This window comes from Streptomyces sp. NPDC055239, from assembly GCF_053606205.1.
This window is the reverse complement of sequence record NZ_JBSGRD010000020.1, coordinates 68,291-90,786: the sequence shown is the minus strand read 5'-3', so window position 1 is coordinate 90,786 and position 22,496 is coordinate 68,291. Positions and strand designations below refer to the sequence as shown.

The 22,496-nt window shown below is 70.2% G+C and carries 25 protein-coding genes and 1 tRNA gene; 9 read left to right on the top strand and 17 right to left on the bottom strand.

Going from position 1 to position 22,496, the window contains the following annotated elements:
• Positions 1 to 43 precede the first annotated feature (43 nt).
• Together ACWFRJ_RS41280 and ACWFRJ_RS41275 are read left to right on the top strand one after the other, a co-directional pair.
• Complete coding sequence (locus ACWFRJ_RS41280; RefSeq protein WP_453543708.1) at positions 44 to 670, top strand: precorrin-8X methylmutase; 627 nt, start codon at positions 44 to 46, stop codon at positions 668 to 670.
• Complete coding sequence (locus ACWFRJ_RS41275; RefSeq protein WP_453543621.1) at positions 667 to 2,178, top strand: precorrin-2 C(20)-methyltransferase; 1,512 nt, start codon at positions 667 to 669, stop codon at positions 2,176 to 2,178. Before ACWFRJ_RS41280 ends, ACWFRJ_RS41275 begins: the two co-directional genes overlap by 4 nt.
• 13 nt (positions 2,179 to 2,191) lie before the next feature.
• On the opposite strand, the gene ACWFRJ_RS41270 is transcribed toward ACWFRJ_RS41275, so the two are convergent.
• Positions 2,192 to 2,947, bottom strand: coding sequence for a cobalt-precorrin-6A reductase (locus ACWFRJ_RS41270; RefSeq protein WP_453543619.1), 756 nt, complete (start codon positions 2,945 to 2,947; stop codon positions 2,192 to 2,194).
• Positions 2,948 to 2,958: 11 nt separating this feature from the next.
• Here ACWFRJ_RS41270 and ACWFRJ_RS41265 point away from each other — a divergent pair, with 11 nt between their 5' ends.
• On the top strand, positions 2,959 to 4,074 hold the full coding sequence (locus ACWFRJ_RS41265) for a cobalt-precorrin-5B (C(1))-methyltransferase (protein WP_453543617.1): 1,116 nt from the start codon (positions 2,959 to 2,961) through the stop codon (positions 4,072 to 4,074).
• A 337-nt stretch (positions 4,075 to 4,411) separates the two neighbouring features.
• Positions 4,412 to 5,479 carry an LLM class flavin-dependent oxidoreductase gene (locus ACWFRJ_RS41260; protein WP_453543615.1) on the top strand — a complete coding sequence of 356 codons (1,068 nt, stop codon included), beginning with the start codon at positions 4,412 to 4,414 and terminating at the stop codon, positions 5,477 to 5,479.
• A 4-nt stretch (positions 5,480 to 5,483) separates the two neighbouring features.
• On the opposite strand, the gene ACWFRJ_RS41255 is transcribed toward ACWFRJ_RS41260, so the two are convergent.
• The 3 genes from ACWFRJ_RS41255 to ACWFRJ_RS41245 form a co-directional block, all read right to left on the bottom strand.
• Complete coding sequence (locus ACWFRJ_RS41255; protein ID WP_453543613.1) at positions 5,484 to 5,753, bottom strand: hypothetical protein; 270 nt, start codon at positions 5,751 to 5,753, stop codon at positions 5,484 to 5,486.
• An 8-nt stretch (positions 5,754 to 5,761) separates the two neighbouring features.
• Complete coding sequence (locus ACWFRJ_RS41250; RefSeq protein ID WP_453543611.1) at positions 5,762 to 5,962, bottom strand: hypothetical protein; 201 nt, start codon at positions 5,960 to 5,962, stop codon at positions 5,762 to 5,764.
• 95 nt (positions 5,963 to 6,057) lie between these two features.
• Positions 6,058 to 6,966, bottom strand: coding sequence for an SDR family oxidoreductase (locus ACWFRJ_RS41245; protein WP_453543609.1), 909 nt, complete (start codon positions 6,964 to 6,966; stop codon positions 6,058 to 6,060).
• 120 nt (positions 6,967 to 7,086) lie between these two features.
• On the opposite strand from ACWFRJ_RS41245, the gene ACWFRJ_RS41240 reads away from it, so the two are divergent.
• Entirely contained in the window at positions 7,087 to 7,677 is a 591-nt protein-coding gene (locus tag ACWFRJ_RS41240; protein WP_453543607.1) for a TetR family transcriptional regulator, read from the top strand.
• 24 nt (positions 7,678 to 7,701) lie between these two features.
• On the opposite strand, the gene cobM is transcribed toward ACWFRJ_RS41240, so the two are convergent.
• Together cobM and cbiE are read right to left on the bottom strand one after the other, a co-directional pair.
• Complete coding sequence (gene cobM / locus ACWFRJ_RS41235; protein WP_453543605.1) at positions 7,702 to 8,451, bottom strand: precorrin-4 C(11)-methyltransferase; 750 nt, start codon at positions 8,449 to 8,451, stop codon at positions 7,702 to 7,704.
• Complete coding sequence (gene cbiE, locus ACWFRJ_RS41230) at positions 8,448 to 9,740, bottom strand: precorrin-6y C5,15-methyltransferase (decarboxylating) subunit CbiE (protein ID WP_453543706.1); 1,293 nt, start codon at positions 9,738 to 9,740, stop codon at positions 8,448 to 8,450. Before cbiE ends, cobM begins: the two co-directional genes overlap by 4 nt.
• A gap of 155 nt (positions 9,741 to 9,895) precedes the next feature.
• Between cbiE and ACWFRJ_RS41225 the strand changes: the two genes are divergently transcribed.
• The 3 genes from ACWFRJ_RS41225 (at position 9,896) to ACWFRJ_RS41215 (ending at position 12,267) form a co-directional block, all read left to right on the top strand.
• Complete coding sequence (locus ACWFRJ_RS41225; protein WP_453543603.1) at positions 9,896 to 10,588, top strand: hypothetical protein; 693 nt, start codon at positions 9,896 to 9,898, stop codon at positions 10,586 to 10,588.
• 55 nt (positions 10,589 to 10,643) lie between these two features.
• Entirely contained in the window at positions 10,644 to 11,309 is a 666-nt protein-coding gene (locus tag ACWFRJ_RS41220) for a maleylpyruvate isomerase N-terminal domain-containing protein (RefSeq protein ID WP_453543601.1), read from the top strand.
• A gap of 247 nt (positions 11,310 to 11,556) precedes the next feature.
• On the top strand, positions 11,557 to 12,267 hold the full coding sequence (locus ACWFRJ_RS41215; protein WP_453543599.1) for a heparin lyase I family protein: 711 nt from the start codon (positions 11,557 to 11,559) through the stop codon (positions 12,265 to 12,267).
• On the opposite strand, the gene ACWFRJ_RS41210 is transcribed toward ACWFRJ_RS41215, so the two are convergent.
• The 11 genes from ACWFRJ_RS41210 to ACWFRJ_RS41160 all read right to left on the bottom strand — a co-directional run bounded on the left by ACWFRJ_RS41210 (position 12,264) and on the right by ACWFRJ_RS41160 (position 21,361).
• On the bottom strand, positions 12,264 to 13,958 hold the full coding sequence (locus ACWFRJ_RS41210; RefSeq protein ID WP_453543597.1) for an ABC-F family ATP-binding cassette domain-containing protein: 1,695 nt from the start codon (positions 13,956 to 13,958) through the stop codon (positions 12,264 to 12,266). The two genes, ACWFRJ_RS41215 and ACWFRJ_RS41210, sit on opposite strands and share 4 nt — an antisense overlap.
• 50 nt (positions 13,959 to 14,008) lie before the next feature.
• Positions 14,009 to 14,512 carry a cupin domain-containing protein gene (locus ACWFRJ_RS41205; RefSeq protein ID WP_453543595.1) on the bottom strand — a complete coding sequence of 168 codons (504 nt, stop codon included), beginning with the start codon at positions 14,510 to 14,512 and terminating at the stop codon, positions 14,009 to 14,011.
• 90 nt (positions 14,513 to 14,602) lie between these two features.
• A tRNA-OTHER gene (locus ACWFRJ_RS41200) sits at positions 14,603 to 14,722 on the bottom strand.
• A 141-nt stretch (positions 14,723 to 14,863) separates the two neighbouring features.
• A complete protein-coding gene (locus ACWFRJ_RS41195) occupies positions 14,864 to 15,508 on the bottom strand; it encodes a class I SAM-dependent DNA methyltransferase (RefSeq protein WP_453543593.1) in 645 nt (214 codons plus the stop codon).
• A gap of 81 nt (positions 15,509 to 15,589) precedes the next feature.
• On the bottom strand, positions 15,590 to 16,039 hold the full coding sequence (locus ACWFRJ_RS41190; RefSeq protein ID WP_453543591.1) for a response regulator: 450 nt from the start codon (positions 16,037 to 16,039) through the stop codon (positions 15,590 to 15,592).
• Positions 16,036 to 17,631 carry a sensor histidine kinase gene (locus ACWFRJ_RS41185; protein WP_453543704.1) on the bottom strand — a complete coding sequence of 532 codons (1,596 nt, stop codon included), beginning with the start codon at positions 17,629 to 17,631 and terminating at the stop codon, positions 16,036 to 16,038. Before ACWFRJ_RS41185 ends, ACWFRJ_RS41190 begins: the two co-directional genes overlap by 4 nt.
• A 70-nt stretch (positions 17,632 to 17,701) precedes the next feature.
• Entirely contained in the window at positions 17,702 to 18,928 is a 1,227-nt protein-coding gene (locus ACWFRJ_RS41180) for a PP2C family protein-serine/threonine phosphatase (RefSeq protein WP_453543589.1), read from the bottom strand.
• A 179-nt stretch (positions 18,929 to 19,107) separates the two neighbouring features.
• Entirely contained in the window at positions 19,108 to 19,677 is a 570-nt protein-coding gene (locus ACWFRJ_RS41175; RefSeq protein WP_453543587.1) for a DinB family protein, read from the bottom strand.
• Positions 19,678 to 19,740: 63 nt separating this feature from the next.
• On the bottom strand, positions 19,741 to 20,136 hold the full coding sequence (locus tag ACWFRJ_RS41170) for a VOC family protein (RefSeq protein WP_453543585.1): 396 nt from the start codon (positions 20,134 to 20,136) through the stop codon (positions 19,741 to 19,743).
• Positions 20,133 to 20,426: an ArsR/SmtB family transcription factor gene (locus ACWFRJ_RS41165; protein WP_453543583.1), complete on the bottom strand. Its 294-nt coding sequence runs from the start codon at positions 20,424 to 20,426 to the stop codon at positions 20,133 to 20,135. The genes ACWFRJ_RS41170 and ACWFRJ_RS41165 overlap by 4 nt, the downstream gene beginning before the upstream one ends.
• 110 nt (positions 20,427 to 20,536) lie before the next feature.
• On the bottom strand, positions 20,537 to 21,361 hold the full coding sequence (locus tag ACWFRJ_RS41160; protein WP_453543581.1) for an IclR family transcriptional regulator: 825 nt from the start codon (positions 21,359 to 21,361) through the stop codon (positions 20,537 to 20,539).
• Between the two features lie 104 nt (positions 21,362 to 21,465).
• Between ACWFRJ_RS41160 and ACWFRJ_RS41155 the strand changes: the two genes are divergently transcribed.
• Positions 21,466 to 22,467 (top strand): 5-dehydro-4-deoxyglucarate dehydratase, encoded by a 1,002-nt coding sequence (locus ACWFRJ_RS41155; protein ID WP_453543579.1) that lies wholly within the window; start codon positions 21,466 to 21,468, stop codon positions 22,465 to 22,467.
• The last annotated feature ends 29 nt before the right edge of the window (positions 22,468 to 22,496 follow it).

The window sequence follows — 22,496 nt, the reverse complement described above, 5'->3', positions numbered from 1 at the left end:
AACACTTGACTGCCCCATGCCCTATCAAGAGAGCGAACGCACTGTGCATCAGTACGAGAAGGACGGACCGGCGATCTACCGCCAGTCCTTCGCCACGATCCGCGCGGAGGCGGATCTGTCGGGCCTGCCCGCCGACGTGAGCCAGGTCGCGGTCCGCATGATCCACGCCTGCGGCATGGTCGACCTCGTACGCGACCTCGCTTTCACCCCGGACGTGGTGGCCCGGGCCCGCGAGGCCCTGCGCGCGGGCGCCCCCATCCTGTGCGACGTGGCCATGGTCGCGAGCGGCGTCACCCGCAAGCGGCTGCCCGCGGACAACGACGTGGTGTGCACCCTGTCCGACCCGTCGGTGCCCGCTCTGGCCGCCGAGCTCGGCACCACCCGCAGCGCCGCCGCCCTCGAACTGTGGCGCGACCGGATGGAAGGCGCGGTCATAGCCGTCGGCAACGCGCCCACCGCGCTGTTCCGGCTGCTCGAAATGATCGAGGAGGGCGCACCGCGCCCCGCCGCCGTCATCGGTGTGCCCGTCGGTTTCGTCGGCGCCATGGAGTCCAAGGACGCCCTGGCCGCGCACCCGTCAGGCCTTGAACACATGATCGTGCGGGGCCGCCGGGGCGGCAGCGCCATCGCGGCCGCCGCACTCAACGCGATCGCCAGCGAGGAAGAATGAGCGTGAGCGAGCACAAGACAGGCCGCCTGTACGGCGTCGGGGTCGGCCCCGGCGATCCGGCCCTCATGACCCTGCGCGCGGTGGAGGTCATCGCCGAAGCCGATGTCGTCGCCTATCACAGCGCCCGGCACGGACGGTCGATCGCGCGGTCCATCGCGGCCGAGCACCTGCGCGCCGACCACATCGAGGAAGCGCTGGTCTACCCCGTCACGACGGAGACCACCGACCACCCCGGCGGCTACCGGGGTGCGATGGAGGACTTCTACACCGAGGCGGCGGCCCGCCTCGCGGTGCACCTCGACGCGGGACGCACGGTCGCCGTCCTCGCGGAGGGCGACCCGCTCTTCTACGGCTCGTACATGCACATGCACAAGCGGCTCGCCGACCGCTACCCCACCGAGGTGATCCCCGGAGTCACCTCCGTCAGCGCCGCCGCCGCCCGGCTCGGCACTCCGCTCGCCGAGGGCGAGGAGGTCCTCACCATCCTGCCCGGCACCCTGCCGGAGGAGGAGCTGACCGCCCGTCTCGCCGCCACCGACGCGGCTGTGGTGATGAAGCTGGGCCGTACGTTCCCCGCGGTGCGCCGCGCCTTCGAGAACTCCGGGCGGCTGCCCGAGGCCCACTACGTCGAGCGCGCCACGATGACCGGCGAGCGCACCGATGAGCTGGCCGCGGTCGACGCCGACACGGTGCCGTACTTCGCGGTCGCCGTCCTGCCCAGCAGGATCGACGCGCCCCGGCCCGAGCGCACCCCGGACTCCGGCGAGGTGGCGGTGGTCGGTACCGGTCCCGCCGGGCCGCTGTGGCTCACGCCCGAGACCCGTGGCGTGCTTGCCGCCGCCGACGACCTGGTCGGCTACACCACCTACCTGGACCGGGTGCCGGTCCGCCCGGGGCAGGTGCGGCACGGTTCGGACAACAAGGTCGAGTCGGAGCGCGCCGAGTTCGCCCTGGATCTCGCCCGGCGCGGGCGGCGCGTGGCCGTGGTCTCCGGCGGCGACCCGGGCATCTTCGCCATGGCGACGGCTGTCCTTGAGGTGGCCTCGCAGAAGCAGTACGCGGATCTGCCGGTACGGGTGCTTCCGGGGGTGACTGCGGCCAACGCCGCTGCCGCCCGCGCGGGCGCTCCGCTGGGCCACGACTACGCCACGATCTCGCTCTCCGACCGGCTCAAGCCGTGGGAGGTGATCGCCGAGAGGCTGCGGGCAGCGGCATCGGCCGATCTGGTGCTCGCGCTGTACAACCCGGGCTCCCGCAGCCGGACCTGGCAGGTCGGCAAGGCCCGCGACCTGCTCCTCGAACACCGCTCGCCGGACACGCCCGTGGTCCTTGGCCGCGATGTCGGAGGACCGGCCGAGAGCGTACGCACCGTGCGGCTCGCCGATCTCGATCCGGCCGATGTCGACATGCGCACGATCCTGCTCGTCGGGTCGTCGCAGACCCGCTGGGAGCAGCGGGGCGACGGACAGCAGATCGTCTGGACGCCGCGCCGCTATCCGGAGGACTGAGCGTCCGGTGCCGCTAGGTCTGGCTGCCGACGATTGCTCGCAGCCAGGCCAAGGCCTGCTCCGGGGTGTCGGCCACCGTCACGCCCTCCGGCACCGGCGGTCGGCGCACCACGACGACGGGGATCCGCGCCTCGCGGGCCGCGGCCAGCTTGGGGGCGGTGGCGGCGCCACCGCTGTCCTTCGTGACGACCACGTCGATGCGATGGCGGCGGATCAGCTCGCGCTCCCCCTCCAAGGTGAACGGGCCGCGGTCGAGCAGGACCTCCATCCGCGCGGGGTGCGGTGCGTCCGGGGCGTCCACCGAACGCATCAGGAACCACAGCTGGTCCAGAGCGGCGAAGGCGGCGAGACCCATGCGCCCCGTGGTGAGGAAGACCCGCGTGCCCAGCGCGGGCAGCGCGTCGGCCGCATCCGCCAGGGAGTCGGCTGGGTGCCAGGCGTCGCCCTCGCCCGGCACCCAGCCGGGCCGACGCAGCGCGAGCAGGGGAACATGGGCGGCAGCGGCGGCAGCGGCCGCGTTGAAACTGATCGTCTCGGCGAAAGGATGGGTGGCGTCGATGAGCGCGCTCACCTGGTGCGTACGCAGCCATGCGGCCAGGCCTTCGGCTCCGCCGAAGCCGCCCACGCGCACCTCGCCCGGCGGCAGCTTCGGGCTCGCCACGCGTCCGGCCAGTGAGCTGGTCACCCTCGCTGTGGCGGGAAGCGTCTCCACCAGTTTCTCGGCGAGGCGGCGGGCCTCCGTCGTTCCGCCGAGTACCAGTACGTGCATCGGATCCATCCATGGGTGAGGCGAAGGGCGGGCGCAGCGCCCAACTCAAGCACACCGGTCTGCGGCCCGGCTGGACGACCGGTGCCTGCGCCACCGCAGCGGCCACCGCCGCCTACACGGCCCTGCTCAGCGGCGACTTCCCCGACCCGGTCACCATCACCCTGCCCAAGGGGCAGACACCGGCCTTCGCCCTCGCTGTGGAGGAGCTGGCCGAGGGGCGGGCGACGGCGGGAGTGGTCAAGGACGCGGGCGACGACCCCGACGTGACGCACGGCGCGCTCGTGCGGGCCACCGCGCGACGGCTGCCTCCGGGGTCGGGTGTGGTCTTCAAGGCAGGGCCCGGCGTGGGCACGGTCACCCTGCCGGGGCTGCCGCTCGACGTCGGCGAGCCCGCGGTCAATCCCGTGCCGCGCCAGATGATCCGCGACCACATCGCACGGGTCGCCGCGGAGTACGGGGGTTCGGGAGACGTCGAGATCACCGTCTCCGTGGACCACGGCGAGGAGATCGCCCGCTCCACCTGGAACCCTCGCCTCGGCATCCTGGGCGGCCTGTCGATCCTGGGCACCACCGGGATCGTGGTGCCGTACTCCTGCTCCGCGTGGATCGACTCGATCCGCCGGGGCGTGGACGTGGCACGCGCCGCCGGACATACGCACGTGGCGGGCTGTACGGGCTCGACCTCGGAGAAGACGGTGGTGGCCGAGTACGGCCTTCCGGAGATCGCCCTGCTCGACATGGGGGACTTCGCGGGCGCGGTGCTCAAGTACGTGCGGCGGCACCCGGTGGACCGCCTCACGGTGTGCGGCGGGTTCGCCAAACTGTCGAAGCTCGCCGCCGGACACCTCGACCTGCACTCGGCCCGCTCCCAGGTCGACAAACCGTTCCTGGCCGCGCTCGCCCGGCGCGGCGGCGCGGACGAGGCCCTGGCGGCAGAGGTGGAAGTCGCCAACACGGGTCTCGCCGCGCTCCAGTTGTGCCAGGCGCGGGGCGTCCCGCTCGGCGATCTGGTGGCGGTGGCGGCGCGTGACGAGGCACTGGCGGTCCTGCGGGGCGCGCCGGTCGCGGTGGACGTCATCTGCATCGACCGGGCGGGCACGGTGGTGGGGCGCAGCAGCGTGCGCTGACAGAGCGTCGCCCCCCAACTGCGGCTAAGCCCCAGGCCCAGGCCCGCCAGAGGGGCGTTTGCTGGTGGGGGCCCGTCGCTCATGGCGGCATGATGTCTGTACGCGGGCGGAGGCACGCCGTGAACGGCGTGCCTCAGAACTGGAGTCGACGGCACATCGAAGCTCCGTTGCAGGCAGACGGCTCGGGAAGGTCATCTGCATCTACGGGGATTCGCTGCGTCAGGTACGGCCTCCCCGCCCCGCGACGCTACAAGATCATGCGATTCCGCAACGGCCCCGCGCCGGGACCTGCCATGCTGAGCGGGTTCGATTCGATCCTCACACCTTGGAGGTTTCGATGCGTGCAGGCGTCGTTGTCGCCGCGCGGCCCGGTGTGGAGGATCTCGCCGTGCAGGCCGAGGAGTTGGGCCTGCACAGCTTCTGGGTCAACGACACCCCGATGGTCCACGGCGACCCCTTCGTCGCCTTGAGTCTGTGTGCGAAGGCGACCAGCCGCATCAGGCTCGGCATCGGCGTGACCTCACCGGCGCTGCGCTCGGCCCCGGCCGCCGCGAGCGGGCTCGCCAGCCTCAACGCCCTGGCACCGGGCCGGATCATCTGCGGAGTCGGCACCGGAAACACCGCCCGGCGCACCCTGGGCATGCGGCCGACCACGGCGGCCGGTCTGGAGAACTTCACCGTCGCGCTGCAGGACCTGTGCGCCGGACGTTCGACCGAGTACCGCGAAGGTGACCGGGTCCGCGACATCCGGTTCCTGCACGCCGGGGCGCACGTGAACACCGCCGACCCGATCGAGTTCGTCGTGGCCGCGCTGCTCGGGCCGAAGGCCGCCGCCGTCGCCGGCCGCCGCGGCACCGGCCTCATCTCCTTCGGCCTGCTGGACCCCACCGCCTGGCACGCGCTGCACGACACCCGCCGCCACGCCGCCCAGGGCACACCCCGCGCCCCCGGGTCCCGGGCGGACTCCTACGTGGTCACCTCGCTCCACCTGCTCCGCGAGGACGAGGACCCCCACGGCGACGCGGCCCGGGACGCGACGGGCCACCTCGTCCTGTCGCTGCTGGCCTTCGCCGCCGACACACCCTCCTTCGCCGAGCAACTCGGCCCCGAGGAAGGCGAGGCGGTACGGCGGCTCCTCGACCGGCGCGGCACCACCGCCACCGCGCCGGACCGGTACACCAAGCTCTACCCCAACTACCTGGGACGCATCGCACCACAGGACCGGGACCTGGTTCTGCCCTCGCTGATGAACACCCTGGCTCTGGTCGGCACCCGCGACGACCTGCTCGCCCGCATCACCACCCTGGAACAGGCCGGCGTCGACGAACTCCTCGTCCAGCCGGTGATCGACCCGCCCACCGAGATGGCCCTGCTCGCGAAACTCCCTGCTGTGCGGCGGAGTTGAGACCTCAGGCTTCGAAGTAGGCGACGGTGACGATGGTGCGCCGGATGGTCAACGTGTAGATGATGCGCACACCGGTGCCGGGCGCCCGGTACTCCCACATGATCCCGCCGTGCTCGGTGCGGGTGCGGAGGATGCCGATCGTGGGGTCGGCGGCGACGGCTGCCAGGGCACGGTCCACGGAGATCTCTTCAGCCGGGGTGAAGCGGTCGGCCTGTTCGACGGCTGTGGGGCCGAGGAAGATGCGGGCTCCCTGCCCTCTGCGCTTGAGCACCATGACCCGGGTTATGCCGCGTTGCCACTCACGTCGATGCCGTGTTGCGCATACAGGTCGACGCGCAGGTCTTCCCAGTCCACGGTCGGCGTTTTGCCGTCCCGGATGCCCTGCCAGTAGTCGGCGAGTTCCTCGTTGCCGGACTCCCGCGCGGTGGCGATGGTCTCGTCGAAGTCGGCGAACTCCTCTGTACTCCACGGCTCGCTGCTCATCGCTGCCTCCGAGTGAGATGACTATTCCCTGCCGAGCGTACCGAGAGTGATACCTGTCAGATACCGTTCTCACTGTTCTGGCAGGTCAGGCCGCGTCAGGAGGCTGGCGTGACCAAGTAGTCGCCGTGCTCCACCTCTTCGAGCAGTGCCGGACGGGTGGGCGACCAGCCAAGCAGCTTCTGGGTGTAAGCGCTGGAGACAGGCCCGTCGAAGCCGTAGGCGGTGGCCATGAACGGGCTGGCGTAGGGCTCGGCCGCCTCGTCAGGGGTCAGTGACACCGTGGGCAGATCGAGGCCCCGGGCGATCGTCTCAGCGATGCTCTTGAAGATGACGTTCTCGGCCGCTCCGTGCAGCACGCTGCCGGCAGGCGCCTTCTCCACTGCCAAGCGGAAGAGGACCGCCGCGTCGAGGCGGTGCACCGCGGGCCACCGGTTGGCGCCGTCCTTGACGTACGCAGAGACGCCACGTTCGCGCGCGGTGGCGATGAGCATGGGGATGAAGCCGTGATCCTCCGGACCGTGAACGGTGGGGGCGAGGCGGACCACGCTCGCACACACTCCCCGGTCCGCGAAGTCCAGGCAGGCCCGCTCTCCCGCGACGCGGAAGGCGGCGATCCCTGCCGTGTCGGGCTCGTCCTTCTCGGTGGATTCCCGGTCGGCGGGCATGACCAGGGTGCCGGATGTCGTGACGAGTGGCCTGCCCGAGTTCTCCAACGTCCGGCCGAGCGCCTCGATGGCGTTCGTGTCCCGCCGCATCATGTCGTCGAGGTCGGAAAAGTCGCCGCCGTAGGCCATGTGCAGGACACCGTCGGCGGCTTCGGCGCCGCTGCGCAGGACGGTGAGGTCGTCCAGGGAGCCACGGTGCGGTGTCGCGCCCAGGGACCGCAGCAGGGCGGCGGCGGTGTCCGAGCGCGCCAGACCCGTGACGGTGTGGCCGGCCGCGATGAGCTCGGTGACGACTGCGGGGCCGGTCTGGCCGGAACCGCCGGTGACGAAGACATGCATGAGGCTCTCCCGTTCAACGTCAGTGACTGGCACTACGTAGCGCCAGTCACTGACATTACGTAGCGCCATTCACTGACGTCAAGAAGCGCCAGTCACTGACACGTGCGGTACCCTCGGGGCGTGCCACGAAGCGGAGCAGAAGCGCGTCGCCGCCTACAGCAGGCAGCCCTGGAGCTGTACGGGGAACGCGGATTCGACCAGACCACCACAGCCGAGATCGCCGCTCGGGCGGGCGTCAATGAACGCACGTTCTTCCGGCACTTCCCGGACAAGCGCGAGGTTCTCTTCCACGGCGAGGCCGACCTGCGCGCCGAGCTGGCGCGGACGGTGGCCGAAGCACCCGACGGCCTCCAGCCGCTCGACATACTGCTGCGCGCCTTCCGCGCCGTCGAACGGATCCTTGAGGACAATCGCCCCTTCGTCGAGCCACGGCTGCAGGTCATCGCGCGGACACCGGCACTGCGTGAACGTGAACTGGCCAAGTCCGCGTCGCTCATCGACGCGATGGCTCAGGCGCTGCGGCAGCGCGGCGTCGCCGACCGGCTGGCCGGCCTTGCCGCTCAGACCGGGTGGGTCACCTTTCACCAGGCGGTCCAGGACTGGATCGACGACGGCTCACAGAGCTTGGACGCGCATCTCCTTCAGGCTTTCGAAGACCTGCGCGCCCTCACCGTGACCGCCCTACCGGCAGAGGCGCAGCCTGAAAGCTGACGCTGCCTGTGACGGGCCGGTCCGCTAGCAGGCGTGGCGATCGCGGGCGGGCGAGTAAAGGTGGCTGTCACGGAACTGCTCCGCGCCCAAAGTGCGGCCCACCATGATGACGGCGGTACGGATCACGCCCGCCGCCTTCACCTGCTCCGCGATCTCGTCGAGGGGCCCGCGCAGGATGAGCTCGTCCGGTCGGGAGGCGAGCGCCACGACGGCCGTCGGGCAGTCGGCCCCGTAGTGCGGCAGGAGTTCATCGACCACGCGGTCCACGTACTTGGCGGCCAGGTGGAGCACGATCAGTGCCCCGCTGCGGCCAAGGGTGGCCAGGTCCTCGCCCTCGGGCATCGCGGTGGCCCGGTTGGCGATCCGGGTGAGGATGACGGTCTGGCCGACGGTCGGCACCGTCAGCTCCCGCTTGAGCGCCGCCGCGGCAGCCGCGAACGCGGGCACGCCCGGCACCACTTCGTAGGGCACACCCGCCTCGTCGAGGCGCCGCATCTGCTCGTTGACGGCGCTGAAGACGGAGGGGTCGCCCGAGTGCAGACGGGCCACGTCCTTGCCCTGCTGGTGCGCGGTGACGAGTTCCGCGGTGATCTGGTCGATGTCCAGCTGTGCGGTGTCGATCAGGCGGGCGTCCTTCGGACACTCGGCGAGCAGTTCGCGGGGCACCAGGCTGCCCGCGTACAGGCACACCCCGCAGGCGGCGAGCGTGCGGGCGCCGCGCACCGTGATCAGGTCGGCCGCACCGGGCCCCGCGCCGATGAAGTACACGGTCATGTGTTGTCTCCTGAGGGTTCTGCGGGGGCTTCTGCTGAGCGGTCCGCGGTGGGGGTCGGGCTCGGAGTCGTCGACGGTTTGCGTACGGACCACTGTTTGCGTACGGACCACTGGGTGACCGGCATCGCCTGGCGCCAGCCGGTGAAGCCGCCGACGGGCACGGCGTGCGCGACGGCGAGGCGGACCAGGTCACCGCCGTGCCTGCGGTACCGCTCGGCGAGCAGTGCCTCGGACTCCAGCGTGACGGTGTTGGCGACCAGACGGCCACCGGCGGGCAGCGCCTCCCAGCAGGCATCGAGAAGGCCGGGGGCGGTAAGCCCGCCCCCGATGAACACGGCGTCGGGCGTGGGCAGTTCGGCCAGGCTTTCGGGTGCCCGGCCGGTGATCACGCGCAGGGCGGGCACCCCGAGGTGCGCGGCGTTGCGTTCGATGCGCTGCGCCCGTACCGGATCGCGTTCCACGCTGATCGCCCGGCAGGAGGGATGCGTACGCATCCATTCGATCGCCACGGACCCCGAGCCGCCGCCGATGTCCCACAGCAGCTCGCCGGGGGCCGGTGCGAGGACGCCGAGGGTGGCGGCCCGGACGTGGCGCTTGGTGAGCTGCCCGTCGTTCTCGTACGCCTCGTCCGGCAGCCCGGGGACGGCGCCGATGCGCGGGGCGTCGGGGGCGCGTCGGCATGCGATCGCGATGACGTTCAACGGGTCCCCCGGCGGGTGCGCCCAGGTGTCCGCGATTCCTTCGACGTGCGTCTCGCCCTCGCCGCCGAGCTGTTCGAGGACGCGGACCTCGCTCGGTCCGAAGCCGTGTTCGCGCAGCAGCGCGGCGACCACGGCCGGTGTGGAGGCGTCCGCGCTGAGGACCAGGAGCCGTCGGCCGTCGTGCAGGGCCGCGGCGAGGCGGGCCGCGGGCCGCCCGACCAGGGTGATGACCTCGGTGTCCTCCAGCGGCCAGCCGACGCGGGCGCAGGCGTAGGACACGGACGACGGGTGGGGCAGGATGCGCAGCCCGTCGGGGCCGAGGACCTCGGTGAGAGCCCGGCCGATTCCGTAGAACATCGGGTCACCGCTGGCCAGGACTGCGATCTTGCTCCCCGCGTGCGCGGCGAGCAGGCCCGGAACGGCGGGCCTCAGCGGCGAGGGCCACGGCACGCGCCGTCCTGTGCACTCAGGAGGGAGCAGGTCCAGTTGGCGCCGACCGCCGATCAGGACCTGAGCCCCGGTGAGTTCCATGCGTGCCGCGTCGGGCAGTCCTGCCCACCCGTCGGCTCCGATGCCCACCACGCTCACTGCAGGCGGGAGGGGGTGTGCGGCGGGGGCGGGGGTCACGGACGGTACCTCGGTCTTCGGGGGCTGGCGCACTCGAACTCTACTGTCCGGCCGCGTTCGGGCACCGGCCAGGTGGCCCCGTGGGGCCAGAGGCCCCAGGCGTAGGCTCGGCGGGCATGACGGTACTGATCTCGGTGTGCGGGGCGTCTCCAGGGGTGGGCAAGTCGACGCTGTGTGGCGGGCTTGCTCAATGGCTGACCGATACGGGACTGCGGGTGGACCACTTCCGTGAGGAGGAGATCCTGACCCGGCCGCAGTACGCGGCGGTGGCTGAGCAGTTCGAGGCGACCGGCACGGTCGAGCTGGGGACGCTGACCGCGGCGACCGCGGAATTCGTCGGCGCGATCGTGGCGAGCGGCGACGACGTGGTGGTCGCGGACGCGCTGGTGCCGTACGTACCGACTCTGCTGGCCATGGGACACGACGAAGAGACGATCGACGCGTTCACGACCGACCTCACCGAGGTGCTCGCACCGGTCGGCCCGGTCGTGCTCTTCCTCGACGGGGATGCCGCGTCCGCCCTGCCCCGAGCCGCCCAGAGGGAAGGCGTGCACTGGCTCGACTGGTACGTCGGAAAGCTCTCCCGCTACGAGGTGACCCCGCCTGTGACCGACGTCCCGTCGGCCGTGCAGTACCTACTGCGTGAGCGTGCGGTGGCCCTCGACGCAGTCCGCCGGAAGAAGTGGGGGCTTGCTGTGGTCGAGCGGGCCGACGAGCTGTCCCGGGACGAGGTGCTACGGGTCGCGCAGCGTGAGCTGAAGCCGTGGCTGGGCGGGACCGGCACTGAACTGCCGGGCCCCGCGATGTGAGCCGACCCTTCTTATGCGCTTGTCCGGCTTTGTGGCACCGCACTACCTTTGCGGCGTGGATCTCTTCTCGCGCTCATGGACTGCACTGCGCACGGCCGTCGCCGAACTCCCGGACGAGGACTTCGCACGGCCCTCCGGCTGCACCGGCTGGCTCGTACGGGACCTGGCGTGCCATCTCGTCATCGACGCCCAGGACGTCCTGATCACCCTCGTGACCCCCGCCGACACGGAGCCGACCCGCACCGCGTCGACCTACTGGGACGTCACCACAACGCCGCCGACCGGCGAGGACCCGCTCGACGCGCTGACCGTCCGCCTCGCCGCCGCGTACGAGGAGCCCTGGCTGCTCAAGTTCCACCTCGACGACGTCGGCTCCGCCGCGGGCCGCGCCGCCGAACTCGCCGACCCCGGCGCCCGGGTGAGCACCCGCGACGAGGTCCTCACCGCGGGCGACTACCTCATGACGTACGTCATGGAATGGACCCTGCACCACCTCGACCTGATCGCGCACCTCCCCCACGTGGCCGGACCGCCCTCGGAGTGCCTCGCCCGGAGCCGCGAGATGCTGGAGGAGATCGCCGGCGCCGCGTTCCCCGCGTCGTTCTCCGATACGGACGCGCTGCTCATCGGCACCGGCCGGCGCGCCCCCACGGATGTGGAACAGAGCGATCTGGACCAGCGGGGAGGCCTGGCCGCGAGACTCCCGCTCGTACTCGGATGACGGCCACCCGGCCGTGACCAGCATTGAGTAGAGGCGCAGGCCGAGTTCCGCTCCCGCGTGCTCCGGTGCCGCCAGAGTGATGCCGACTTGCGACAGATACCGGTTTCTATGTCACGACACTCAAGTGGCGCTTCTCTATTGAGTGTTCAGCCACAGCCATGCTAGAAACCGTTTACTCTCCACCTGTCGTACTGATGGCACACAGCCACGCGAGCCCCTTCCCCCCACTCGCAAGGAGCCCCCCCCCATGCGCAAGCGAAACGGCGCGCTCACGGCCGCCGCCTCTTCCCTGGTCCTGCTCACCGCCGCCCCCGCCGACGCCTCCGTCATCTGGGACGGGGACGCCTCTGGAGGGACGGGAGTGTTCTCCTCGACCCTCTGCGACTCGCCGGGCAGCGTCTCCGCACAGGACAACGGCGACGGCCGTGGCCAGGTCTTCAAGTTCAACAAGCCGCTCGGCCTCCAGCGCTGCGAGGCGCACGGGATCAGCGTCGGCGGTTCGCGATACACGTTCAAGAACAACTCGACGTACTGGATCGGCTGGGACACGTCCACCAACACCCCGGACGCGGGCACGATCTTCCAGTGGAAGTCGTACGGCACCAACGACCAACACCAGCAGAACTACCCGGTGTTGATGAAGGTCGAGGGCGGCGTGCTCAAGCTGTTCCACATCGAGGTCGGCGAGAAGTGGACCCTCAAGTGGTCGACACCCGTCACGACCAGTACGTACAAGCGCATCGTGCTCGGCATCCACACCTCGTCGGACGCCTCCGACGGGTGGGTGACGGCCTTCTACAACGGCACCAAGGTCGCCGAGTTCTCCGGTCGCACCTGGGACGACCTGGGCAACGACACCCGGTTCGGCTCCTACGGCTCCGAGGTCAAGGACAAGCGCGTCATCAACTGGGTCGACGGGCTCAAGGTCGGCACGGCGTACGGGGACGTGGACAACTAGACCGGCCGGACCAGCCGTCCTTCGGCCAGCTCCAGCAGGCTCTCGCGATGGTGTTCGCGCAAGGCCCGGTCGTGGGTGACCATCACCACCGGTCCTGTGAACTGCTCGACGGCTTCCTGCAGTTGCTCGACGAGAGCGAGACTGAGGTGGTTGCTTGGCTCGTCGAGCAGCAGGAGGTTCGGGCGCCGTGAGAACAGCAGCGCGAGTTCGAACCTTCGCAGCTGGCCGACGGACAGCCGGTTCACCGGAACAGCGAAGTCCGCGATCCCGAACAGGCCGAACCGGGTCAGTTCCCTCGCGGCGTCGTCGACGTAAGCGGCGCGGTGCGCGGCGAAGGTGTCCAGTACGCCGCGCCGCTCCTGGGAGAAGTCGCTCTCCTGCGGCAAGTACCCGATGCGCAGACCTGGTTCATGTACGACCGTCCCCGCGTCGGGGGCCCGAAGGCCCGCCAGGACGGAGAGGAGCGTGGACTTGCCCGCGCCGTTCGGTCCGGTGATCACGTGCAGCGAGCCGGGAGCGAGCTCCAGGTCCGCGCCACGCACGACATCGCCGACGACCAGGCCTTCGGCCCGGAGCAGCACTCCGTCGGGCAGCTCGGCACTCTCGCTCTCCGGCGGGTGGAAGGCCAGTGGCTGGGGCGGGCATTGCACTTCCTCGTCAAGGAGCCGCCCCAGTTGCTGTCGAGCCGCGCGGGTCGCGCGGGCGGCGGCAGCCTGGGCAGCGCCTCCGGCGAGGTTGTAGGACAGCTTGTCGCTGTCGCGCATCCCGCCGAAGGTACGGCCGGACCTGCCCGCCTTGTCGAGCCGTCGACGGGTCTCCGCAAGCTCCTGGCGCCAGTCCCGGTACTGCTGCCACCAGCGTGCTTGTGCCGCGGCGCGTTCATCGAGGTAGTCGCGGTAGCCGCCGCCGTAGCGCACGGTGGTGCCGCGGGAGCCGTCCAGATCGACGATGGCGGTGACAGCGGTGTCAAGCAGTACCCGGTCGTGCGAGGCGATGAGGCACGGCCCCTGGTACTTGGCCAGCCACGGGACGAGCCAGTCCACCGCGCGGTCGTCGAGGTGGTTCGTCGGCTCGTCGAGGAGCAGCCCGGCCGGTTCGGCGAGGACGAGTTCGACGAGCGCCAGGCGGGATCGCTCACCGCCCGACAGCGTCTCGGTGGGCCGTAGCCGGTCCAGGGCGCCGAGACCGAAGACGTCAAGGACCTCGCCGACGCGGGCGTCGAGTTCCCAGCCGCCGCGTCGGGCGAACTCGTCCTGGAGTCGCCCGTACTCACTGAGCACCTCGCTCAGGTCGCCCTTGTCGGATGACATCAACTTCTCGGCCGCGCGCATCCGTTCGGCCATGTCGCCGAACTCGGCGGTCGCCCGCGCGAGCACGTCCTCGATGGTCGCGCCGGCCGGGAAGCCGGGTTCCTGCGGCAGGAACCCCACCTGGCCCGCGACCGCCCGTACGACCTGACCCCGCTGCAGCGGCACTTCACCAGCGATGGCGCGCAGCAACGTCGACTTGCCCCGGCCGTTCTCGCCGATCAGGCCCACCCGCTCGCCCCGGGACACCTTCAGCGAGACGTCGCGCAGCACCGTCCGGTCCCCGAGCACGCAGTGCACGTTCTCGGCGAGGAGGTGCGCGGAGCGGTGGTCACCGGACAGGACGTCCTGCGCACCGGGGTGACCCGCGTTCGTTTCGGACATCGTGAGGGGCTCCTGTCTTACGTTGCCGAGAACCGTTGGAGGAGGGCCCGTCAGCCTGCCAACGGTGTTCCGCAGCGGGCGCAGTAGAGGGCATCGCGTTCGGCGGCGAGACGGCCGCACTCGGGGCAGACCCGGCCGAGCAGACACACCGGCTCTCCCGCGTCGAAGCCACCGGCGCTACCCGTACCGGTACCAATACCAGTACCGATGGCCGGGTGGCGGCGGTGGGCCGTCGTGTACACGAGCCCCGCCTCCCCCGCGTCCACGCGGCGGGTGATCCCGGCGGGAAGCCAGGCGAGGGCGCCGGGCGTCAGCACCCAGGTCGCGTCCTGGGTGCGGAGTTCACCGGTGCCGGTCAGTACGGTGAGCAGGACGCCGAAGTCGTCCTCCGCGTGCTCGCCGATGCTCGCGCCCGGGGCCAGCCGGACGACGTCGGCGTCCAGATCCCGCGTACGGTCGCCGAGCGACCACAGGACGCTGATCCGCCCTCGCCCGACGGCCGCGGTCTGTTCGGGCCCGACGAACACCGGAGCGGCGGGGGCTGGGGTGCTCATGCGGGCTCCAGTCAGCGGAGGCGGGCGTAGGGCGACGGACTGCGGACGAAGGACGACGGACAGCGGCGGGCTGAAACTTCGGGTCGGCTGCGGCGCCGACGGGATTCGAACCCGCGGACAGGGAAGGGCAAGGCCCGCCCCGCTCCCGTCAGTCGGCGTGGGAGGGGCTTCCCCCACGCCGATCGCAATGGACCGCTCTGCCACGGCGCCGCAGCCTACGGGACCACGCGATCCCGCTCCGGTGAGAATAGTTTCAGCGCACGGCGCGGGCGAGTTCATTATCGCCACGCCATCGCCACGCGTGATTGCCAAGCGTGATTGCCACGCGTGATCGCCACGCGTCCGCCTGGGTCACTGGCCCGCGCGCATCAGCAGACAGCCCTGACGGAACTGCCGCTCGCCCTCTTGCGGCTCACACAGCATCCGGCCGACTTCGGCGAATCCGGCGTCACGGGCCATTCCCGCGAGGGCGTCGATCGGCCACCGGTACGCGGTCGCCACTTTGTGGTCGAACGGCGTGACCGGCTCCTCCTCCGACTCGAAAAAGCCGAACAGGAGGTGACCGCCGGGTGCGAGTACCCGCCGGAACTCGGTGAAGTACGCGGGCAGGTCCCGGGGCGGCGTGTGGATGATCGAATACCACGACACGATGCCGTTCACCCCGCCGTCGGCCAGGTCCAGGGCGTCCATGGAACCGACATCGAACCTCAGGTCCGGGTAGTTCTCGCGGGCGATATCGATCATCGCCGGCGACAGGTCGACACCGGAGACATTCAGGCCCAGATCCCGCAGGTGCGCCGTCACCTGCCCAGGACCGCATCCCAACTCGGCCACGGGTCCGGCGCCGTTGGTCAGCACGAGCTCGGCGAACGCGGCGAGCAGCGCACGATCCAGCGGACGGGCGTCGAGAGCGTCGCGGAACAATTCGTCATAGAGGACGGCGACGGCATCGTAGGCATCCGCCGTCGAACTCAGGTAGGAAGGAGTCTCAGTCACGAGCGAGGAATCTAGTCCCGCCCGTCCCGCCGTGGCTACGTGGATTCCGAGGACGTGGCTCCGAGGACGTGGCGTGGACCCTCATCCGGGGCGGCGTGGCAGGCGTACCACCTGCACGAAGAAGTCGTCGATCTGGCGTACCGCGGCGATGAACTGGTCGAGGTCGACCGGCTTGGTGACGTAGGCGTTCGCGTGCAGTTTGTAGCTGCGCAGGATGTCCTCCTCCGCCGCCGACGTGGTGAGCACCACCACCGGGATGTCCTTCAGGTCCGGGTCCGTCTTGATCTTTTCCAGGACCTGGCGCCCGTCGTACTTGGGGAGGTTGAGATCGAGCAGGATGAGGTCGGGACGCGGTACCCCGACGTACTCACCGCGCTGATAGAGGAAGTCGAGCGCCTGCTCACCGTCCCGGGCCACATGCAGCTTGTTGCGGATCTTGTTGTCCTCGAACGCCTCGCGCGTCATCAGCTCGTCGCCCGGATCGTCCTCCACGAGGAGCACATCGATCGGCGTGGCAGCAGGGGTGGTCATGTCAGGGCCTTCTCCTCGGTGCGGGGTGCGGCGTCCTTCGCGGTGTCCTTCGCGGTGTCCTTCGCTGTGTCGGCGTCAGTGTTCGCGTCGGTGCCGCTCTCGGTGCCGGACGGCAGGGTGAAGCAGATCCGCGTTCCTCCGGCATAGCCGCTGTCGATCCAGATGTGGCCGCCGTGATGTTCGACGATCTTCTTGCACAGTGCAAGGCCGATGCCGGTGCCCCCGTAGGCGTCGCGGCCGTGCAGCCGCTGGAAGATCACGAAGACCTTCTCCGCGAACTCCTCCGGAATACCGATGCCGTTGTCGGTGACGCAGAGCTTCCAGGCACCGGCGCTCTCGTCCTCCTCGCAGGTGATCCGGATCCGCGGGGTGCGTTCGGGGTGGTGGAACTTGACGGCGTTGCCGACGAGGTTCTGCCACAGCATCGTGAGGAGCGTCGGGTCGCCGATGATCTCGGGCAGCTTCCCGGGGCGTTCGACGAGCGCGCCGGAGTCCCGGACGGAGGCGTCCAAGTTGGCCAGCGCTTTGGTGAGGCACTGTTCGAGGTCGACGGGCACCCGGGCGTCGTTGAGGCGCCCGACGCGGGAGAAGGTGAGCAGGTCGTTGATGAGGACCTGCATGCGCTTGGCGCCGTCGACCGCGAAGTCGATGTACTGCTTGGCCCGGTCGTCGAGCGCGTCTCCGTACCGCTTCTCCAGGAGCTGACAGAAAGAAGCGACCTTGCGCAGGGGCTCCTGCAGATCGTGGGAGGCGACGTAGGCGAACTGCTCCAGTTCGGCGTTGGAGCGCCGGAGTTCCACGGCCTGGGAGTCCAGTTCGGCCGCCTGCTGGGTCAGCTCGTCCCGCTGGCGGCGTGAGGCTTCCAGTTCCTCCACGATCTGCTGCCGCATACCCTCTACGTCCGCTGCCACCGCCCTGAGGTCCGCAGGACCGTCGACCGTGATGACGTGGTCGAAATCGCCGCGCGCCACCTGGCGCGACGAGACACGCAGAGCCTCCAGGGGACGAGCCACCAGTGTGCGCACCAGCAACGCCAGGGCGACCCCGGCGAGCACGAAGACCGCCACCATGGCACCGAGGATCACGGTCCGCACCGAGCGGCTGCTGTCCAACTCGTCCTTGCCGTCCTCGACCGCCCTGGCCAGATCGGCGTTCTGGGCGGACCACACCGTGCGGATCCGGTCGAAGACCTCCTTGCCGCGCTCCGCGTTCGTCTCGGCGACCGCGCGTGGCTCACCGGGCGTGACCTGGGAAACCAGCGGTTCGGCGTACGCGCGCCGCCAGTCCGCCGCCTCCCGCTGGACCGCGTCGAGGTCCGCCATCAGCCGGGGCCGGTCTCCGATGAGGTCGCGCAGCTGAGCGGCAGCTCGGGCCTCGTCCCGCTGGCCCTGGGCGTAGGGATCCAGGAACTGGCGGTCGGCGGTGATGGCGTAGCCACGGATGCCGGTCTCCTGGTTCACCAAAGCGGTCTGCAGACGGTACGCCTGCGTTCGGGCAGGCTGGAGGCGATCGACCAACTGGTCGGTCACGTCCGCGGTCTGTCCCAGCAGGCGGGCGCCGACCACGGTGCCGGCCACCACCAGGAGCACCATCAGAGCAAGCACCAGCTGGAACCAGCCCCGCACCGTCAGACGACGGCCGATCCATGCCCTGCTCGTCGTCTCAGCCACGACGTTGCTCCCCGATGCTGTTCTTGTGCCAGTGCAGGTGCACCACGGCCACGTCGTCGGCCAGACCGCCCTGTGCCTCGGCGAGGTCCTCGGCCCGCTGGATCAGCGTGTCGACGAATGCCTCGGGTGCCAGCGCGGTCAACTCCCTTGCGAGGCCGAGCAGTCCCACTTCGCCCAACCGCTCTCGGCCGTTGCCGACATGGCCTTCGAAGAGACCGTCGGTGAACAGCACCAGTGCCGCGCCCGCGGGAAGCGGAAATTCCTCGACCGGCCAGAGCAGAACGCCCGGCGCGACACCCAGGGCCGGTCCGCCGGCCACCTCCACCCACTCGACGGCGCCCTCGCCGGTGCGCAGCAGCATCCCGGGATGGCCGGCGCGCGTCACCCGCACGTGCTGCGCCCCCGCCGGGACGGAGAGACTCGTCAGCGTGGCGAAGACGTACGGCTTCACCCGCTCCGCCAGCATGATCTCCTCGAGCCGAACCACCTGTTCGGGGCCGGTGACGCCGCTGAGCACCAGCGTGCGCCAGGCGATGCGCAGTGCCACGCCGAGGGCCGCCTCGTCGGGCCCGTGACCGGAGACGTCCCCTATGAGCGCGTGCACGGTGCCGTCCGCGCTCTGCACGATGTCGTAGAAGTCGCCGCCGAGGAGGGCTCGGGAGCGGCCGGGCCGGTAGCGGGCCACGACGTCGACGCCCGCGCTCCTCAGCAGTGGCCTCGGCAGCAGTCCCCGCTCCAGCCTGGCGTTCTCCTGTGCCTGCATCTGGCTGGCCTGCAGGGCGACGGCCGCCTGCTCGGCCTGCTTGCGCTGGATCGCGTAGCGCACGGCCCTGCCGAACAGCTCCGGTTCGACACGGCCCTTGACGAGGTAGTCCTGGGCCCCCGCGGCCACGGCGGCGAGGCCGGTCTCCTCCTCCGCGAGGCCCGTGAGCACGACGACGGCGACCTGTTCGGCATGGGACTGGATCATGGAGACGGCTTCAAGACCTCGGGCATCCGGCAGATGCAGGTCGAGCAGCACGCAGTCCGGCATCTCGAAGGCCAGCGCCGCACGCGCCTCGGACATGGAACGCACCCACTGCAGACGCATCTTCAATGCGCTGTCGGCGACGAGCTCCTCGACCAGGAGGGCATCGCCGGGATCGTCCTCGACAAGAAGCACGGACGGCTGCGACACCTGCCGGTCCGCTACGGTGTCGCTCTCGGCGGCAGAACGCATGCCTGAAGTCCACGGCTGTGACGCCACCGCCAGCTCCCGCCTTCCCCACCCAGTAAGTCCGCCTGGCCGTGTGGCCGTTGCCGACACCACCCACTACGGGTCACCGGATCTTCGCACAATGCACACACTCGTCGGTAGCGAACCGGCATGCCAGGAGGGTTACGGGAAGGGCGTATCCGTCACTGGCCCACCCTGCCGTCGATGCACTCGCGCAACAGGTCGGCCTGCCCGCAGTGCCGGGCGTACTCCTCGATCCTGTGCACCATCAGTTCCCGGACGGCGAATCCGTCCTCCCCCAGGCGCTCGCCCAGATCCGGGTGCCGGGCCAGTGCGGCGTCCGTCGCCGCCTGCTCGCGCGCCAGATCGGCGTATGCGGCGTCGACTTGGACCTGCTCGCCCACAGCTCCGTCGAAGTCCGCGTCGCGCTTGCCGTACAGCTTCGGGAGCGGGTCTCCGTCGCTGATCCAGTTGCGCCAGTCCCGCTCCACCTCGGCGAGGTGGCGGAGCAGGCCGAGCAGCGACATCGTCGACGGCGGAACCGACCGCCGGGCCAGTTGCTCGGCATCCAGGCCGTCGCACTTCATCCGCAGGGTCATGCGGTAGTTCGTCAGGAAGTCTTCCAGCGTGGCCAGCTCGCCGTCCGGACTGACTCCGTCGCTGTTGCGGGGGTCGTCGTCCGGGTCGGCCCACATGTCGGGGTAGGTGGTTGCCCGGCTCCACCGTTCGGGTTCGTCGCTCATGCGCGCCATGGTCGCCCGTGAGGAGTGGGCGCGCCACTGACTTTTTCGGCTCCGGGTGATGCAGCGCGGCCCCTACTTGCCGTGCTGCTCGATCTGGATCAGGTTGCCGCAGGTGTCGTCGAGGACCGCGGTGGTGACCGGGCCCATGTCCAGCGGCTCCTGGGTGAAGAACACCCCGAGCTCACGCAGCCGCTTGAACTCCGCCGCGACGTCGTCCACGGCGAAGGCTGTGGCCGGGATGCCGTCCTCGACCAGCGCCGTCTTGTACGGCCGCACAGCGGGGTGGCCGGAGGGCTCGAGGAGCAGTTCGGTCCCGTCGGGGTCTTCCGGCGAGACAACGGTCAGCCACCGGTCCCCTTCCTCGCTGACCGCGACGTCGTGCTTCTTCACGAAGCCGAGGACATCGGTGTAGAAGCGCGCGGCCTTTTCCTGGTCATCGACGAAGACGCTGGTCAGGTGGATCCTCATGGGGTGCTCTCCGGTGCATCGGGCTTGAGCCATCGGGTCACGATGACCTCAAGGGGTTCGGTGTTCAGGTCGTGGAACTTGTAGCGGCCCTGACGACGCGAATGGACCAGGCCCGCGGATTCCAGTACGGCCAGGTGCTGGCTGATCGCCTGACGGGACAGTCCCAGGCCGTGCTTGTTCGTCAGCCGGGCGCATATCTCGAACAGGGTCTGACCGTCCCGTTCCACCAGCTCATCGAGGATGTGCCGACGGGTGGGATCGGCGAGTGCCTTGAAAACATCCTCCGCCATGACATCCACCATAGGCAAGTCACGACTTACCTATCAAGTGGGGGAGCGGCGCCGTGTCGCGCTGCACAGTTCCCGCACCGCACTGCACTGCACTGCACTGCACCGCGCCGTCAGCGCCAGTCGGGAGCGCCCGAGACGGGCGACAGAAGGCTCTCGATCTTTCCCTGGATCTCCCGCATGACGGACACGACGCGCCCCTGATGCACATCGGTGAGCCGGACCACGGGTACCGAGCAGCTGATGGCATCGACGGCCGGCGCGTCGTACCGCAGGGCGAACCCGAAGCCGGCGATGCCGCTCACCGTCTCCTCGCGGTCGATGGCGTAGCCGCGCTCACGCACCCGCCCGAGGTCGGCGAGCAAGGCGGCGTGATCGGTGTGCGTGCTCTGCGTGAAGGCGGTCAACGAACCCTCGGGGAGCGGGAGTTCACCGTCCGGGCGCTCGGCGAGGAGCGCCTTTCCGAGGGCTCCGGCGTGCGCAGGGACGCGGCGGCCGACCCTGCTGATGGTGCGCAGGTACTCGTGGGACTCGCGGGTCGCGAGATACACGACGTGCGGTCCGTCGAGCCGTGCCAGGTGGATCGTCTCCCCCAGGGCGTCCGAGGCCTCGTCCAGATACGGGCGGATGGCGCGCACCCGCTCGTCGCTGTCGAGATAGCTCGTGCCGGTGAGCAGCGTGCGGATACCGATGCCGTAGAGCGATCCGGTGGTGTCGGTGCGCACCCAGCCGCAGTCGATCAGGGTCCGCAGCAGCTGGTACATGCTGCTGCGCGGCACATCCAGCTCCTCGGCGAGCTCGTCGAGGCGGGCCGGCCGGTCGGCGCGTTCGGCGAGCAGTTCGAGGAGCGCGACGGTGCGCAGCGCCGACTTCACCCCGCGAACACCCGGGCCGGACCCGCGGTCCGTTCCGCTGTCCGCCATCCGCCTCTCCGCCATCCGCCCATCGTAGATCTGCGGCGCCTGGCCATTGACCCCGATCGTTCATGACTCTAGCCTCCATTCTCATACGTGGACGCCATCTGCATATAGAGATGAGTTTCATGAACCAGCACAGCACGAACAAGCCCGGCGCGAACAGGCCCGGCGCGAAGCCCGATACAAAGCCCCGGGATGTTGCCCGGCGCCTGCGGGAGGGCATGGCGCGCGGCGTTCTCTCCTTCCCGCTCACGAGCATGGGCAGCGACGGCAGCCTGGACCTGGAGTCCTACCGTTCCTATCTGACCGCCCAGTTGACCACCCAGCCCGGCGCCGTGTTCCCCGCATGCGGAACCGGCGAGTTCTTCTCGCTCGACGAGGAGGAGTACCGCGCGGTCATCCGGGTCACGGTCGAGGTCGCCGACGGCCGTCTGCCGGTGGTCGCGGGCACCGGATACGGCTGGGCACAGTCGCTGCGGTTCGCCCGGATCGCCGAGGAGGAGGGCGCGGACGCCCTGTTGGTGATGCCCCACTACCTGGTCGAGGCGTCGCAGGACGGCCTGGTGGAACAGCTGCGCCGCATCTCCGAAGGCACCCGGCTGCCCCTCATCGCCTACCAGCGCGGGCAGGTCACGTTCAACGCAGGGGCCGTGCGCAGGATCGCCGGGATACCCGGCGTCATCGGCCTCAAGGACGGGCACAGCGACCTCGACCAGCTGCAGCGCCTCACCCTCGCCGCCCCCGACGGCTTCCTCTTCTTCAACGGCGCCGCCACCGCGGAGATCCAGGCCCGCGCCTACGCCACCGTCGGTGTCCCGGCCTACTCGTCCGCCGTCCACGCCTTCGCCCCCGAGATCGCCGACGCCTTCTTCAGCGCGATGCGGGAGGGGAACGACACGGCGATGGACCGGCTGCTGCGGGAGTTCTACGTCCCGCTGGTCGAGCTGCGCGACCGGGCGCCGGGGTACGCCGTCTCGCTGGTCAAGGCCGCCGCACGGCTGCGCGGGCTCCCCGTCGGCCCGGTGCGCGCGCCCCTCACCGACCTGAGTCCGGACGACCTCGCCGACCTGGAGAAGGTCCTCGACGCCGGTCTTGATCTGGTCTCGGCCGTACGGCACAGGGCCTGATCCGCCTCACCTTCCTCACCGCCCCGTCC